Source organism: Thioalkalivibrio sp., assembly GCF_041690275.1.
Lineage (GTDB): Bacteria > Pseudomonadota > Gammaproteobacteria > Ectothiorhodospirales > Ectothiorhodospiraceae > Thioalkalivibrio.
Genome location: NZ_JAWLHP010000022.1, coordinates 6271 through 21640, shown reverse-complemented (window position 1 = coordinate 21640; position 15370 = coordinate 6271). Strand labels below are relative to the sequence as shown.

Here is a 15370-nt window from a genome sequence, read left to right as displayed (position 1 = left end):
TCCGCATGCCCCGCACCGGCTTCATCAAGGAACGACCATGTCTACTGAGTGGCCCATCCTGAGTCTGTTGATCTGGCTGCCCATCCTCGGCGGGTTCCTCACGCTCACCGCCGGGCGGGACGCACCCCTGGTCGCGCTGCGGCTGGGGCTTGCGGTGGCCGTGGCCACCTTCGTCGCGAGCCTGTTCCTCTGGCTCGGCTTCGAGCGCGGGACCGCGGAGATGCAGTTCCAGGAGTTCCGTCCCTGGATCGCGGCCTTCAACGTGCACTACCATCTGGGGGTGGACGGCATCTCGATGCCGCTGATCCTGCTGACCACGCTGACCACGGTACTGGTGGTGATCGCCGCCTGGGGCTCGGTGAAGGAGCGCGTCGCCTACTACCTCGCGGCCTTCCTGGTCATGCAGGGGCTGATGATCGGCATGTTCTCGGCGCTGGATGCGGTCCTGTTCTACGTGTTCTTCGAGGCGATGCTGATCCCGATGTTCCTGGTCATCGGCATCTGGGGCGGCCCGCGGCGCGTGTACGCGACGATCAAGTTCTTCCTGTACACCTTCCTCGGCTCGGTCTTCATGCTGATCGCGCTGATCTACATGTACGTCCAGTCCGGCGGCAGCTTCGCGATCCTCGACTTCCACCAGCTGCCGCTGCCGATGACCGCGCAGATCCTGATCTTCCTCGCCTTCTTCGCGGCCTTCGCGGTGAAGATCCCGATGTTCCCGGTACACACCTGGCTGCCGGATGCCCACGTGGAGGCGCCCACCGGCGGCTCCGTGATCCTGGCCGCGGTCATGCTGAAGATCGGCGGCTACGGGTTCCTGCGCTTCAGCCTGCCGATCACGCCGGATGCGGCCGCGGTGCTTGACGTGCTGGTGATCACGCTGTCGCTGATCGCGATCGTCTACATCGGCCTGGTCGCCCTGATCCAGAGCGACATGAAGAAGCTGATCGCCTACTCCTCGATCGCGCACATGGGCTTCGTGACCCTGGGCTTCTTCATCGCCTTCATGATCTACCGCAACACCGGCGACTGGAGTGGCGCCACCCTCGGCATCGCCGGCGGCATGGTGCAGATGATCTCGCACGGCTTCATCTCGGCGGCGATGTTTCTCGCAGTCGGGGTGCTGTACGACCGGCTGCACAGCCGCAACATTGCCGACTACGGTGGGGTGGTGAACACCATGCCCTGGTTCGCCGTGTTCTTCGTACTGTTCGCGATGGCGAACACCGGGCTGCCCGGCACCTCGGGTTTCGTCGGCGAGTTCATGGTGATCCTGGCGGCCTTCCGCGCCGACTTCTGGCTGGCCTTCCTGGCGGCCACCACGCTGATTCTGGCCGCAGCCTACACGCTCTGGCTGGTGAAGCGGGTGGTCTTCGGCGAGATCGGCAATGACAACGTCGCCCAGCTGAAGGATCTGGATCGCCGAGAATTCTTCGTGATGGGCGTGCTGGCCTTCTTTGTGCTGCTGCTCGGGGTCTGGCCGGCTCCGTTGCTCGAGGTCATGAACGCGACCATCGACCACCTGGTCGTGCACATCGCCGAGTCGAAGCTGCCTGCGCTCTGATACGGGACCTGACATGAATTTCGAGATTCCTGCCTTCCTGCCCGCCGTGCCCGAGATGTTCGTGCTGGCCATGGCCTGCCTGATCCTGGCGCTGGACGCCTTCCTGCCCGATTCCCGCCGCGATATCACCTACGGGCTGGTGCAGGCGACCCTGGCGGGCGCCGCGGTCCTGACCCTCTGGCTCGCCGGGCCCGAGACGCAGACGACCTTCAGCGGAACCTTCGTCGCCGACCCGATGAGCGACGTGCTGAAGCTCGCGATGTATGGGGTGACCTTCTTCGTGTTCCTGTACGCGCGTCCCTACCTGATCGAACGCGACATCTACCGGGGGGAGTTCTACGTACTGGGCCTGTTCGCCGTGCTCGGCATGATGGTGATGATCTCCGCGCACAACTTCCTCACGCTGTACCTCGGGCTCGAGCTGCTGGCGCTGTCTTCCTATGCCCTGGTGGCCTTCTGGCGCGACTCGATGCGCGCGTCGGAGGCGGCGATGAAGTACTTCGTGCTCGGAGCGCTGGCCTCCGGGCTGCTGCTCTACGGGCTGTCGATGATCTACGGCATGACCGGCAGCCTGGACATCGCCACCGTCGCGGCCGCGCTGCGCGCGACGGAGGAGGGCATGAACGTGCCGCTGGTCTTCGGCCTCGTCTTCGTGGTCGTGGCCGTCGCCTTCAAGCTGGGGGCGGTGCCGTTCCACATGTGGGTGCCGGACGTCTACGACGGGGCGCCCACCGCGGTCACCCTGTTCATCGCCACCGCACCGAAGATCGCCGGTTTCGCGCTGCTGATGCGCCTGCTGGTCGAGGGCCTGGGCCCGCTGCACGGCGACTGGGGCGACATGCTCGTGGTGCTCGCCGTCCTGTCGCTCGCGGTCGGCAACGTGATCGCGATCGCCCAGACCAGTCTCAAGCGCATGTTCGCGTACTCGACCATCGCCCACGTCGGCTTCCTGTTCATGGGTGTCCTGGCGGGCACCGAAACCGGCTATGCATCGGCGATGTTCTACATCATCGTGTACGCGCTGACGGCGGCCGGCGGCTTCGGAATGATCATCCTGCTGTCGGGTCGCGGCCACGAGGCCGATCAGCTCGACGACTTCAGGGGGCTCGCGCGCCGGAACCCCTGGTTCGCGTTCATCATGCTGCTGCTGCTGTTCTCCATGGCCGGGGTGCCGCCCACCGTCGGTTTCTTCGCCAAGCTGTCGGTGATCCAGGCGGCGATCGGTGCCGGCTACGTGTGGCTGGGCATCTACGCCGTGGTCTTCTCGATCATCGGCGCCTTCTACTACCTCCGGGTGGTGAAGCTGATGTTCTTCGACGATCCGGTGGAGGAGCGGGCCGCGGCGGACCGCGGCGGCGTGTTCGCGACCGCGATCAGCGTGAACGGACTCGCGGTGCTGCTGCTGGGGATCTTCCCCGGCCTGCTGCTGACCCTCACCCACTACGCGGTGGCGGGCTGACGCCCGGAACGCCGAACAGGCAGGGGACAGATGTACAGATCTGTCCCCGGGGGGGGCGCCCCACGCCAACCCTCCCTGGCAGGCGGGGGAGGGGGCTTTAAAGTCGGGGGACAGATTTGCAAATCTGTCCCCAGGGGGATTCGCCGCGCAGGTCCATGACGGTTGGCGCAAGACTATTCGTGCATCATCCGGGGGGGTGCATGACCATCGAGGAATTGCGAGCGAGCGGCCGGCTTCCGAGTCCGAAGGGGGTTGCGCTGTCGGTGATGCGGCTCAGCCGCCGCGATGACGTGACGATGGAGAAGATCGCGGAGGTCGTGCAGACGGATCCCGCGCTCACGGGGCGGCTGATCCGGCTCGCGAACTCCGCGCTGCACGCGGGCCGGCCGGTGGCCGCGGTGCGCGACGCGGTGGTGCGGCTCGGGCTGTGTACCGTGACCCGGGTCACGCTCGGGTTCTCGCTGGTGGATCAGTACCGCGACGGACCCTGCAAGGCCTTCGACTACGAGCGCTTCTGGTCCCGATCGCTGCTGATGGCGCTGGCCGCCCGCGAGTTCGGCGCGCGCGCGCGGCTGCGGGGGGTCGAGGAGCTCTTCGCCTGCGGGCTGCTGGCGGACATCGGCAGTCTTGCGCTGGCGACCGCCTGTCCGTCGGAATACGGCGAGGTGCTGCGCAGGGCGGAGCAGGGGGATGCGCCGCTGCTGCGTCTGGAACGGCAGGTCCTGCAGACGGACCACGACGAGTGTACCGCCGAACTGCTGCGCGAGTTCGGCATCCCGGAGACGCTGGCGGAGCCGGTCTACTACCATCGGTGCCCCGCGGCCTCGGGGTTTGCCCCCGGTTCGCGGCCCGAGCGGATCCTGCAGACGCTGGCGCTCGCGAGTCGGGTTGCGGATCTCGGGTTCGCATCGGAGGCCGCGCGGGCGGAACTCCGGTCGGCCCTGATGACCGAGGCGGCACAGATCGGCCTCGACGCCGAATCCCTGGACACGCTGATGGAGCGCATCGTCGGCGACTGGCATGAATGGAGTCAGCTGCTCAGGGTGCCGGTGCGCTTCGCCCAGCCCTTTGCCCGGATGTCCGGATCGGAACCGGTCCTCCGCGATCACGGGCATGACCCGGTTCCGTTGCGCGTGCTGCTGATCGAGGAGGATCCCTCGAGCCGCCTGCTGCTCAGCGGCATCGTCTCCAGGCTCGGCCACACGGTCTATCCGGCGGTGAACAGGGAGGAGGCACTGGCGCTCGCGCTGGAGGTGGTCCCGCAGGTCGTGATCACCGACTGCGCGCGTCCGGCCGGGGACGATCTCGAGTTCTGCCATTCGCTGCGCGCGACGGACTGGGGGCGCTCGGTCTACCTGATCGCGCTGACCGGGGCCGAGGGCGAGGCCGGGTCGCCCGAACAACTCGGGCTGGATGCGGACGACTATCTGCCCGGACCGGTGAGCGTTCCGCTGATGCGGCTGCGACTGCGCACCGCCTCCCGCCACGTGAGCCTGCTCCAGGAGCGCGAACGCGATCGGGCGCGTCTGGCGAGACTGGCCTCCGACCTGGCCGTCAGCAACCGCCGGCTGGAGGAGGCCGCGCTCACGGACCCGCTCACGAACCTGCCGAACCGGTGTGCGGGCATGGAGTTCCTGGCCCGGGCCTGGAGCGCCGCAGACCGGTACGGGCAGCCGCTGGCCATGATGATGATCGACGTGGACGGCCTGCAGGCAATCAACGGGCTGCACGGTCACCGGACAGGGGATGAGGTGGTGATCGCGGTGGCCTCGGTTCTTCGGGCATCGGGACGCCGATGCGACCACATCTCGCGGATGGGCGGCGCCGAGTTCCTGGTGATCTGTCCGAACACGCAGACCGGCTCGCTCCACGCGGTGGCCGAGCGGCTGCACGATGCGGTCCATGCACTGGGGATTACGGCCGGCGGCCAGGCGGTACCGGTTACGATCGGCATCGGGCTCGCGAGCAGGGAGGGCGACATGCACGACCCGGAGGCCCTGATCCGTGCCGCCGATCGCGCACTGCGGGCCGCCAAGAAGGCCGGCCAAGACCGGATCCGGCGGGTGGAACGCGGGCGGATACAGGCCGTCGGTGGTTGATGCCGGGCGGTGCGCGGGTCGCCTCGTCCCGGGCTCGCGGAGCCCTCGAGTCTTGCGCATCCCCCACCGTTTTGCTATTGTTCCGTTTCTCCGGTGCGGGGTGGAGCAGTCTGGCAGCTCGTCGGGCTCATAACCCGAAGGTCGCAGGTTCAAATCCTGCCCCCGCTACCAATGATGAACAGCCAAGACCCGCGCCCCGCTCCGGCGCGGGTTTTTTTTGTGACCCCAATTCAAAGGGGACAGATTTATTTGAATCTGTCCCCTCGATCGCGCCCAGAGGCCGCTCCCACGACGCGATTCCCGGCATGCGTCCGCAGCCCTTTACCGCGCAGAGGCCCCTGCGGTACTATACCGCTCCCGCGTGGCTGGACGGCTTTACGCCGCGCGGGCCCTGATTGGAAGGATGGTCCGCGTGGCGGTCCTCCCTTGGGGCTGAGATGGAGTTCGCCGGTGGCCGGCAGCCGCGTGGAGCAATCCCGCAGGTCGTCCGCAGGCACATGCCTTGAGGCCCCAACCGGGGCCTTTATTGTTGGGTCCGCGATCTTCGACTCCGGTCGGTGATCCGGGGTAGCGAAGGCTTGGCGGACGCGGGTGAGGCCGGCGACCGTATCCGGGGGCGGTTGGGCGCCCCTTTTTTGTTGGTGCCGGGCGCGCCCGGCGAATCGGGGCCCGTGGCCGGGCCCGGGAGCAGGATGGCGTTGGAGAAGTCGGAGGAACTCGGAGCGATGCTGAGGCCCGTGGTGGGATCGCTGGGCTTCGACCTCTGGGGTCTCGAATACCATGCGGGGTCGCGGCCGGCGCTGCTGCGGCTCTACATCGATCACCCGGACGGCATCACCGTGGATGACTGCGGCAATGTCAGCGAGCAGGTGAGTGCGGTGCTGGACGTCGAGGAGCCCATCCGGGGTGACTACGTCCTGGAGGTCTCGAGCCCGGGAATCGAACGCCCCCTGTTCACCGCTGCGCAGTACCGGCAGTACCTGGGCAGCGAGGTGAAGGTGCGGCTGGCCTGGCCCGAACATGGCCGGCGCAACTACCGTGGCCGCCTGCTGTCCGTGTCCGGTGATGGCGTCGAGATCGAGGTCGATGGCGATGCCTTCCTGCTGCCATTCGGTGCAATCGCCAGGGCGCGGTTGCTGGAGCCGGCCGGGTCCGGTCGTTGATGAACCATCGGTGGCAGTCCGCCGACGTCGTGGAGATGTATTGAATGAACAAGGAGATCCTGCTGGTCGTCGACGCCGTGTCGAACGAGAAGGGCGTGGACAAGAGCGTCATCTTCGAGGCGTTGGAGTCGGCGCTGGCCATGGCGACCCGCAAGCGCCACGGCGGCAAGATGGACGTGAGGGTGAAGATCGACCGCAATTCCGGCGACTACGAGGCCTTCCGGCGCTGGACCGTACTGGACGATGACGACCCGGAATTCGAATCGCCGGAGCACCAGATCCTGCTTTCCTACGCGCGCCAGACGCACCCGGACATCGAGGTCGGCGACGTGATCGAGGAGCCGGTCGAGGCCGTCGACTTCGGCCGCATCGCGGCACAGACGGCGAAGCAGGTGATCGTGCAGAAGGTGCGCGAAGCGGAGCGCGCGAAGGTGGTGGAGGAATACCAGTCGCGGGTCGGCGGCCTGGTGATGGGCATCGTGAAACGCACCGACCGCAACGGTGTCTACATTGACCTCGGCGGCAACGCCGAGGCCTTCGTGCCGCGCGAACACATGATTCCCCGCGAGTCCGTGCGCAACAACGACCGGCTCCGGGGCTACCTGCGCGAGATCCGCCCGGAGGCCCGTGGCCCGCAACTCTTCATCAGCCGTACGGTGCCCGAGTTCCTGATCGAGCTGTTCAAGCTGGAGGTCCCGGAGGTCGGCCAGAACATCATCGAGATCATGGGCGCGGCCCGGGATCCGGGCATGCGGGCGAAGATCGCGGTGCGCTCCAACGATCCCCGGCTGGACCCGGTGGGGGCCTGCGTCGGAATGCGCGGCTCGCGTGTGCAGTCGGTTTCGAACGAACTGGCCGGCGAGCGCATCGACATCATCGTCTGGAACGAGAACCCGGCGCAGTTCGTGATCAACGCGATGTCGCCCGCCGAGGTGCTGTCGATCGTGGTGGACGAGGACAAGCAGAGCATGGACATCGCGGTCGCGGAGGACAAGCTCTCCCTGGCGATCGGGCGCGGCGGCCAGAACGTGCGTCTGGCGTCGCAGCTGACGGGCTGGGATCTGAACGTGATGACCGAGGCGCAGGCGGCCGAGAAGAGCGACGCCGAGGCGCAGGTGGTCCAGCAGCAGTTCATGGACTCCCTGGACGTTGACGAGGAGGTCGCGGCGATCCTGGTGCAGGAGGGATTCACCACCCTCGACGAGGTGGCATATGTCGATGAGCAGGAGCTGCTGGGAATCGAGGAGTTCGATGCGGACATCGTCGCGGAGCTCCGCTCGCGCGCGAGCGACGCACTGCTGACACGGGCGATCGCCGCCGAGGAGCAGCTCGAGGGCGCACAGCCCGCGGACGACCTGATGAACATGGAGGGGATGACCCCGGCGCTGGCCAACAAGCTGGCGGCGCACGGCATCTGCAGCATGGAAGATCTGGCCGAGCAGGCGGTCGATGACGTGGTGGAGGTCACCGGCATCGATGCCGAGCAGGCGGCCGAGCTGATCATGACGGCGCGGGCCCCCTGGTTCGCGGCCGACGCCTGAGGCCGCCCGTGGCCGGTGGAACCAGCGCGCGCTTCGAGCGTATAGAATTGGACAGGAGGTAGGCGCAATGTCGCAGATAACGGTACAGCAACTCGCGGAATCGGTAGGTACGCCGGTCGAGCGCCTGATCGGCCAGCTGAAGGAGGCCGGTGTCGAGGTGGAAGGCCCGGCCGCCCGGGTGACCGACGCGGAGAAGCTGCGCCTGCTGGCGCACCTCCGCGAGACGCACGGCGGTGCCGAAAAGGGCGATGGCGACCGGGTGACGCTGAAGCGCCGTGCGACCACGCAGACCCTGAAGGTCAATGCCGGGCAGGGGCGGACCAAGACCGTCAACGTCGAGGTGCGCAAGCGCCGCCAGCTCCTGCGCAAGCAGCCGGAGGTCGCCCCGGAACCGGTCGCCGAGCCCGTCCCGGAAACGGTTCCGGAACCCGCGGTAACGGAGGCGCCGGCGCCCGAGCCCGCCCCGGAGATGCCGGTTGCCGAGGCCACGCCGGCGGTCGAACCGGAGATGCCGGTGGCTGCCGAGCCGGCCGAGCCCGAGGCGCCGCCGGCGCCCGAGCCGGAGGCCGAGCCTGAAAAGGCGGAAGCGGCCCCGACGCGGCCGCTCAGTCGCACCGAGCAGCTCGCCCGCCAGGTGGAGGTCGAACGCGACGCGATGCGTCGCGCGGTCGAACAGCGCCAGCAGGAACAGGAAGAGCGGCGGCAGCGGCAGGAACAGAAGCAGCGGGAAGAGGAGGCCGCGGCGCGCGCGAAGGCCGAGGAGAAGGCGCGCATGGAGCGCAAGGAAGAGGTGCTCAGGGAGCTCGCGGACAAGGAGGTGAAGGCCCGGCAGGAGGCCGCGGCCAAGGCCGAGCCGGCGAAGAAGAAGGGTCGGCGCGGTGGCCGCGAGCCCGAGGGCGGCCGCCGGGAGCTGCACGTGACCGGCGAGCGGCGCGGACGCCGGGAAAAGGGCAGGAGCCGCGTGGCGCAGACCGCCGCCGCCGCCGCAGTGGCCAGCAAGCACGGCTTCGCGCGGCCGACCGCGCCGGTGGTGCGCGAGATCGAGGTGCCGGAGACCATCACCGTGGGCGAGCTGGCCCAGGCGATGGCCATCAAGGCGCCGCAGCTGATCAAGGCGCTGATGGGCATGGGCGTGATGGCGACGATCAACCAGAGCATCGACCAGGACACCGCGGTGCTGGTGGTCGAGGAGATGGGGCACAAGGCGATCCCCGCCCAGGCCCGAAGCATCGAGGACGAGATCACCCTGGACATCGAGCAGAGCCTGGACATGAAGCCGCGTCCGCCGGTGGTCACGGTGATGGGGCACGTGGACCACGGGAAGACCTCGCTGCTGGACTATATCCGCAAGGCCAAGGTCGCCTCGGGCGAGGCCGGCGGCATTACCCAGCACATCGGTGCCTATCACGTCCCGAACACGCGGGACGGCATCACCTTCCTGGACACTCCGGGACATGCCGCATTCACCGCGATGCGGGCCCGGGGCGCAAAGGCCACGGACATCGTGATCCTGGTGGTCGCCGCGGACGACGGCGTGATGCCGCAGACCATGGAGGCGATCGAGCACGCGAAGGCCGGCGGCGTACCGCTGGTGGTCGCCGTGAACAAGATCGACAAGCCGGACGCGGATCCCGAGCGGGTGATGAACGAGCTGGCCCAGCGCGAGGTGATACCGGAGGCCTGGGGCGGCGACACGCAGTTCGTCCAGGTCTCGGCTCTGACCGGCCAGGGCGTCGACGAACTGCTGGAGGCGGTGGGGCTGCAGGCCGAGCTGATGGAACTGAAGGCGCCCGACGAGGGTCCGGCGCGCGGCGTGGTGATCGAGTCGCGCCTGGACAAGGGGCGGGGACCGGTCGCGACGGTCCTGGTGCAGTCCGGCTCCCTGAAGCACGGCGACATCGTGCTGAGCGGACAGGAGTATGGCCGCGTGCGCGCGATGTTCGACGATACCGGCTCGGGAGTGAAGGAGGTCGGGCCGTCGATGCCGGTGGAGGTGCTCGGCCTGTCGGGCGTGCCCAACGCCGGGGACGAGGTCCTCGTGGTCGCGGACGAGAAGACCGCGCGCGAGGTGGCCGCGCACCGCGAGACCCGCCAGCGCGAGCACAAGCTGGCCGCGCAGCAGGCCGCCAAGCTGGAGAACATCTTCAACCAGATGCAGGAAGGCCAGGTCGCGACCGTGAACATCCTGCTGAAGGCGGATGTCCAGGGCTCGGCCGAGGCGCTGCGCGATTCGCTGATCAAGCTCTCCACCGACGAGGTCCGGGTGAAGGTGGTGTCCACCGGCGTGGGCGGCATCTCGGAGTCCGACATCAACCTCGCGATGGCCAGTCAGGCGATCATCATCGCGTTCAATGTGCGTGCCGACGCGGGTGCGCGCCGCCTTGCCGCGGACAACGACGTCGATATCCGCTACTACTCGGTGATCTACGAGGCGATCGAGGACGTGAAGCACGCGCTCTCCGGCCTGCTGTCGCCAGAGACACGGGAGGAGATCGTCGGTCTGGCCGAGGTGCGCGACGTCTTCAAGGCCTCGGGCTTCGGTGCGGTCGCCGGCTGCCTGGTGGTCGAGGGCACGGTCCGGCGCGGCAACCCGATCCGCGTGCTGCGCGATAACGTGGTGATCTACGAGGGCGAACTGGAGAGCCTGCGGCGCTTCAAGGAAGACGTCAGCGAGGTCCGTACCGGCACGGAGTGCGGGATCGCGGTGAAGAATTACAACGATGTCCGTCCCGGTGACCAGATCGAGGTGTATCAGCGGGTTGAAGTGGCCCGGACGCTCTGATGACGGCCCGTCGGGACTATCAGCGCAGTGATCGCGTGGGCGACCAGATGCAGCGCGAGCTGGCCGAGCTGATCCGGCTCGAGGTCAAGGACCCGCGCGTCGGCATGGTGACCCTCTCCGGGGTGGAGGTCTCGCGCGACCTCGCGCATGCGAAGGTCTTTTTCACCCAGCTCGGCGGGGAGGAAAAGGGGCGGGAGGCGGAGCAGGGGCTGAACCACGCGGCCGGCTACCTGCGTCACGAACTGGGCGCGCGCATGCGCCTGCGCACCGTGCCGCAGCTGCGTTTCATCTACGACGATACCCCCGAGCGGGGCGCGCGCCTGTCGGCCCTGATCGATTCGGCGATCGCCGAGGACGAGGCCCACCATGCCGGGGAACCGCCGCCGGAGGATTCCGGCGGCCGGGACGACGACCGCTGAGGGGTCGGGCGGGATACCCCAGCGGTGTCCCTCTCCGGCCTCCGCCGCATGCCGATCCAGCGCCGCGACATCGACGGCATCATCCTGCTGGACAAGCCCCGGGGATGGACCTCCACCCAGGCGCTGGGGCGGGTGAAGTACCTGCTGGCCGCGCGCAAGGCGGGGCACACCGGCAGTCTCGATCCCCTGGCGACCGGTCTGCTGCCGCTCTGCTTCGGCCAGGCGACGAAGGTCTCCGGCTGGCTGCTGGACGCCGACAAGCACTACGAGGCGGTGGCCCGGCTGGGCCTGGTCACCACGACCGGCGACATGGAAGGCGAGGTGCTGCGGGAGGCTCCGGTGCCCTCCCTGTCCGCCGGCGCGATCGAACGGGCCTGCGCCGGTCTGCGCGGCGAGATCCGGCAGGTGCCCCCGATGCACTCGGCACTGAAACACCAGGGCCGGCGCCTCTATCAGCTCGCGCGTGCGGGCGTCGAGGTGGCACGGCCGGCGCGCACGGTGCAGGTGCATGCGCTCAGCGCGTCGCTGGTGGCTCCCGACCGGCTGCGGCTGGCGGTCCGGTGCAGCAAGGGCACCTACATCCGCACCCTGGTCGAGGACCTGGGCCAGGCGCTCGGCTGCGGTGCGACGGTCGCGGAACTGCGCCGGACCGGCCATGGGGCCTTCGCGGCAACCGACATGGTGACGCTGGAGACCCTCGAGGCCGCGGCCGCGGAGGCGGGGCCGCAGGGTCTCGAGCGCTGGCTGCTGCCGGCCGACCGGGCGCTGGCGGACCGGCCGGCGGTCCGGCTGGACGCCGCGAGCAGCCGGTTCCTGCGTCAGGGGCAGCCGGTGTTCGTCCCGGGGGTGCGGGAGACGGGGCCATTGCGCCTCTACGATGCCGCGGGCGTCTTCATCGGCGTCGGGTCGCTGCAGGACGACGGCCGGGTGGCGCCGCGCCGTCTGTTCGTTTCGCCGGTTTCCTGTTAATTCATGCCGCTGGCATGCTAATATTTCGCGCCTTTGGGGGACCTCGTACGGTCACGGGGTTCTGCGTGCGCGGCCGGCACCCATCCCGGCCGTGTGCACGGCCCCGCCAGTGCAGATGAAGCCGCACAGTGCGCTGCGGGGCGCCGGCGGCCGCACCAGGGGCAGACAACAGGTTCTTTTCGTTTTCAGGAGTCGAGCAAGACATGCCATTCAACACCGAAACCAAGACGGCCATCGTCGAGGAACATGGTCGGGGTCCCAAGGACACCGGCTCGCCCGAGGTCCAGGTTGCCCTGCTGACCAAGCGCATCCAGCACCTGATGGGGCACTTCGAGACCCACAAGAAGGACCATCACTCGCGCCGCGGACTGCTGAAGATGGTCAATCAGCGCCGCAAGCTGCTCAGCTATCTGAAGGGCAAGGATCAGCAGCGTTACCAGGCGCTGGTGCAGACCCTCGGGCTGCGTCGGTAAGTCCACCTCGGAGCGGGAAGGAAAGCGTGTCATACAAGAAGACATTTGAGTACGGTAATCACACGGTCGTGATGGAGACTGGCGACATCGCCCGTCAGGCCAACGGGGCTGTGCTGGTCAACGTGGCGGACACCGTGGTGCTGGTCACCGTGGTCGCGCGCAAAGAGGCCGATCCCGGCCGCGACTTCTTCCCGCTGACGGTGAACTACCAGGAGCGGACCTATGCGGCCGGCAAGATTCCCGGCGGCTTCTTCAAGCGCGAGGGACGCCCGAACGAGAAGGAGACGCTGACCAGCCGGCTGATCGACCGGCCGCTGCGGCCGCTCTTCCCGGAGGGCTTCAAGCACGAGACGCAGGTCATCGCGACGGTGATGTCCATCAATCCCGAGGTGGATCCGGACATCCCTGCGCTGATCGGCGCCTCCGCCGCGCTGGCGGTCTCCGGCGTCCCCTTCGCAGGGCCGGTCGGTGCCGCCCGGGTCGGGTATCGTGATGGCGGCTACCTGCTGAATCCCACGGCCAGCGAGCTGGCCACGTCGGAACTGGATCTGGTGGTCGCGGGAACCGAGAACGCCGTGATCATGGTGGAGTCCGAGGCCCACGAACTGTCGGAGCAGGTGATGCTGGGCGCCGTGATGTACGGCCACGAGCAGATGCAGGCCGCGATCACCGCGATCCGCGAACTGGCGGCGGCCGCCGGCAAGCCGGCCTGGGACTGGACGGCCCCCGAGGGCGCCCACGGCCTCGAGGACCAGATCGCGGCGATGGTCCGTGACGACCTGGTCAGTGCCTACCAGATCGCCGAGAAGCAGGCCCGGACGGACCGCCTGAACAGCCTGCGCTCGGATGTGGTCCAGCGGCTGGCGACGGGCGCGGAGGGCGCCCCCTCCGCCGAGGCGGTGAAGACCGCCTTCCACGATCTCGAGTACCGCATCGTCCGCGACCGTATCCTCGACGGCAATCCGCGTATCGACGGCCGCGACGCCCGCACCGTTCGGCCGATCACCGTGCAGACCGGTCTCCTGCCGCGCGCCCACGGTTCGGCCCTGTTCACCCGCGGCGAGACCCAGGCGCTGGTGGTGGCCACTCTCGGCACCGACCGTGACGCTCAGGTGATCGATGCGATCGAGGGCGAGCGCCGCGAGCGCTTCATGCTGCACTACAACTTCCCGCCGTACTGCACCGGCGAGACCGGCATGGTCGGGACGCCGAAGCGCCGGGAGATCGGCCACGGCCGCCTGGCGAAGCGCGGCGTGCAGGCGGTGATGCCGACGGGTGACAGCTTCCCCTATGTAATCCGCGTGGTCTCCGAGATCACCGAGTCGAACGGCTCGAGCTCGATGGCATCGGTCTGCGGCACCAGCCTGGCGCTGATGGATGCCGGCATTCCGTTGAAGGCGCCGGTGGCCGGCATCGCCATGGGGTTGATCAAGGAGGGCGATCGCTTCGCCGTGCTGTCCGACATCCTCGGTGACGAGGATCACCTCGGCGACATGGACTTCAAGGTCGCCGGGACCCGGGATGGCGTGACCGCACTGCAGATGGACATCAAGATCGACGGCATCACCCGCGAGATCATGGAGCGGGCGCTGGACCAGGCCCAGGCCGGGCGTCTGCACATCCTCGAGCGGATGAGCGAGTCGATCAGCTCGCACCGCACCGAGATGTCGTCCTACGCGCCGCGTTTCCTCACCATGCGCATCAACCCGGAGAAGATCCGGGACGTGATCGGGAAGGGCGGCGCCACGATTCGGGCGCTGACCGAGGAGACCGGTACCTCCATCGACATCACCGATGACGGAACCGTGAAGATTGCCTCCACGGACCAGGCCGCCGGTGAAGAGGCCCGCCGCCGGATCGAGGAGCTGACCGCCGACGTCGAGGTGGGACGCGTCTACAGCGGGCGGGTCGTGAAGATCATGGACTTCGGCGCCTTCGTGTCGATCCTTCCGGGTCGCGACGGACTGGTGCACATCTCCCAGATCTCCAATGACCGGGTCGAGAACGTCACCGACTTCCTGAACGAGGGCGACACGGTGACCGTGAAGGTGCTGGAGGTCGACAAACAGGGACGCATCCGCCTCAGCATGAAGGCCGTCGAAGCCGCCTGATGTTCCCGGCAAGCGCGTGCGCCGCCACGGCGGCGTGCACCGCCCCGTTGGTGCGCCGGCGGGCCAAGTCTCTCTGAAGGTGCGGGTGGGCCGTGGATCTGGTCAGCATACGGAAGAGTTACCGGCGTTACGCACGGCACTATGACGTGATCTTCGGGCGTGTCTTCGCCCGGGGCCGCCGCCTCGCACTGGAGACGCTGGCCCCGGTCTCGGGCAAGCGTGTGCTGGAGGTCGGGGTGGGGACCGGTATCTCGCTGCCGTTCTATACCCCGGACGCCGAGGTCGTCGGCATCGATGTCAGCCGGGAGATGCTCGAGGTCGCGCGCCAGCGCCTCGCCGAAGGGGACTGCTCGGCCGTGACCGGCCTGGTCGAGATGAATGCCGAACAGCTGGCCTTCACCGATGACAGCTTCGACGCGGTGGTCGCGATGTACGTCGCCTCGGTGGTGCCGAATCCCGACCGGCTGTTTGCCGAGATGTGGCGGGTCTGCAGGCCGGGAGGGCAGATCCTCGTGGTCAACCACTTCGCCTCGCGGCAGTGGATCCTGCGCAGCCTGGAACGCAGCCTGCGGCCGCTCTCCCGGGCGGTGGGATTCCGTCCGGACATGGAACTGAACGATTTCGTGGCGGTGACCGGTCGCGAGCCGGTGGCCATCGAGCCCGCGAGCCTGTTCGGCTACTGGAAGCAGGTGCAGTTCACCAAATCCCTCTGAACCGGGAGCGGCTCTCGGCCGCGCTGCCCTTCGCCCGGCGCGCCATCGCGGCTGGAAGCCGCTCCTACAGATCGGAG

The 15370-nt window shown here is 68.2% G+C and carries 11 protein-coding genes and 1 tRNA gene; all 12 read left to right on the top strand.

Annotated elements, in window-relative coordinates; genetic code table 11:
* The first annotated feature begins 37 nt into the window (after positions 1-37).
* The 12 genes from ACESMN_RS05905 to ACESMN_RS05850 all read left to right on the top strand — a co-directional run bounded on the left by ACESMN_RS05905 (position 38) and on the right by ACESMN_RS05850 (position 15293).
* Positions 38-1564, top strand: a complete 1527-nt coding sequence (locus tag ACESMN_RS05905; protein ID WP_373052673.1) for an NADH-quinone oxidoreductase subunit M — start codon at positions 38-40, stop codon at positions 1562-1564.
* Positions 1565-1577: 13 nt separating this feature from the next.
* Positions 1578-3023, top strand: a complete 1446-nt coding sequence (gene nuoN, locus ACESMN_RS05900; RefSeq protein ID WP_373052672.1) for an NADH-quinone oxidoreductase subunit NuoN — start codon at positions 1578-1580, stop codon at positions 3021-3023.
* A gap of 200 nt (positions 3024-3223) precedes the next feature.
* Positions 3224-5122 (top strand): HDOD domain-containing protein, encoded by a 1899-nt coding sequence (locus ACESMN_RS05895; RefSeq protein WP_373052671.1) that lies wholly within the window; start codon positions 3224-3226, stop codon positions 5120-5122.
* Between the two features lie 94 nt (positions 5123-5216).
* Positions 5217-5293, top strand: a tRNA-Met gene (locus tag ACESMN_RS05890).
* A 521-nt stretch (positions 5294-5814) separates the two neighbouring features.
* Positions 5815-6285, top strand: a complete 471-nt coding sequence (gene rimP, locus ACESMN_RS05885; RefSeq protein ID WP_373052670.1) for a ribosome maturation factor RimP — start codon at positions 5815-5817, stop codon at positions 6283-6285.
* Positions 6286-6329: 44 nt separating this feature from the next.
* On the top strand, positions 6330-7826 hold the full coding sequence (gene nusA / locus ACESMN_RS05880) for a transcription termination factor NusA (RefSeq protein ID WP_373052669.1): 1497 nt from the start codon (positions 6330-6332) through the stop codon (positions 7824-7826).
* A gap of 67 nt (positions 7827-7893) precedes the next feature.
* Entirely contained in the window at positions 7894-10608 is a 2715-nt protein-coding gene (infB, locus tag ACESMN_RS05875) for a translation initiation factor IF-2 (RefSeq protein ID WP_373052668.1), read from the top strand.
* Complete coding sequence (gene rbfA, locus ACESMN_RS05870) at positions 10608-11027, top strand: 30S ribosome-binding factor RbfA (protein ID WP_373052667.1); 420 nt, start codon at positions 10608-10610, stop codon at positions 11025-11027. Before infB ends, rbfA begins: the two co-directional genes overlap by 1 nt.
* A 48-nt stretch (positions 11028-11075) precedes the next feature.
* The gene (truB, locus tag ACESMN_RS05865; RefSeq protein ID WP_373052696.1) at positions 11076-11996 is read left to right on the top strand and encodes a tRNA pseudouridine(55) synthase TruB; all 921 of its coding nucleotides are present in this window, start codon (positions 11076-11078) and stop codon (positions 11994-11996) included.
* A gap of 203 nt (positions 11997-12199) precedes the next feature.
* Complete coding sequence (gene rpsO / locus ACESMN_RS05860) at positions 12200-12469, top strand: 30S ribosomal protein S15 (protein ID WP_373052666.1); 270 nt, start codon at positions 12200-12202, stop codon at positions 12467-12469.
* Between the two features lie 26 nt (positions 12470-12495).
* Positions 12496-14580 carry a polyribonucleotide nucleotidyltransferase gene (gene pnp / locus ACESMN_RS05855; RefSeq protein ID WP_373052665.1) on the top strand — a complete coding sequence of 695 codons (2085 nt, stop codon included), beginning with the start codon at positions 12496-12498 and terminating at the stop codon, positions 14578-14580.
* A gap of 92 nt (positions 14581-14672) precedes the next feature.
* On the top strand, positions 14673-15293 hold the full coding sequence (locus tag ACESMN_RS05850) for a class I SAM-dependent methyltransferase (RefSeq protein ID WP_373052664.1): 621 nt from the start codon (positions 14673-14675) through the stop codon (positions 15291-15293).
* Positions 15294-15370: the final 77 nt, after the last annotated feature.

What these genes read in the sequence shown, in the direction of transcription:
- ACESMN_RS05905 (WP_373052673.1), top strand. Translation starts at nt 38, where the DNA reads ATGTCTACTGAGTGGCCCATCCTGAGTCTGTTGATCTGGCTGCCCATC.
- nuoN (WP_373052672.1), top strand. Translation starts at nt 1,578, where the DNA reads ATGAATTTCGAGATTCCTGCCTTCCTGCCCGCCGTGCCCGAGATGTTC.
- ACESMN_RS05895 (WP_373052671.1), top strand. Translation starts at nt 3,224, where the DNA reads ATGACCATCGAGGAATTGCGAGCGAGCGGCCGGCTTCCGAGTCCGAAG.
- rimP (WP_373052670.1), top strand. Translation starts at nt 5,815, where the DNA reads ATGGCGTTGGAGAAGTCGGAGGAACTCGGAGCGATGCTGAGGCCCGTG.
- nusA (WP_373052669.1), top strand. Translation starts at nt 6,330, where the DNA reads ATGAACAAGGAGATCCTGCTGGTCGTCGACGCCGTGTCGAACGAGAAG.
- infB (WP_373052668.1), top strand. Translation starts at nt 7,894, where the DNA reads ATGTCGCAGATAACGGTACAGCAACTCGCGGAATCGGTAGGTACGCCG.
- rbfA (WP_373052667.1), top strand. Translation starts at nt 10,608, where the DNA reads ATGACGGCCCGTCGGGACTATCAGCGCAGTGATCGCGTGGGCGACCAG.
- truB (WP_373052696.1), top strand. Translation starts at nt 11,076, where the DNA reads ATGCCGATCCAGCGCCGCGACATCGACGGCATCATCCTGCTGGACAAG.
- rpsO (WP_373052666.1), top strand. Translation starts at nt 12,200, where the DNA reads ATGCCATTCAACACCGAAACCAAGACGGCCATCGTCGAGGAACATGGT.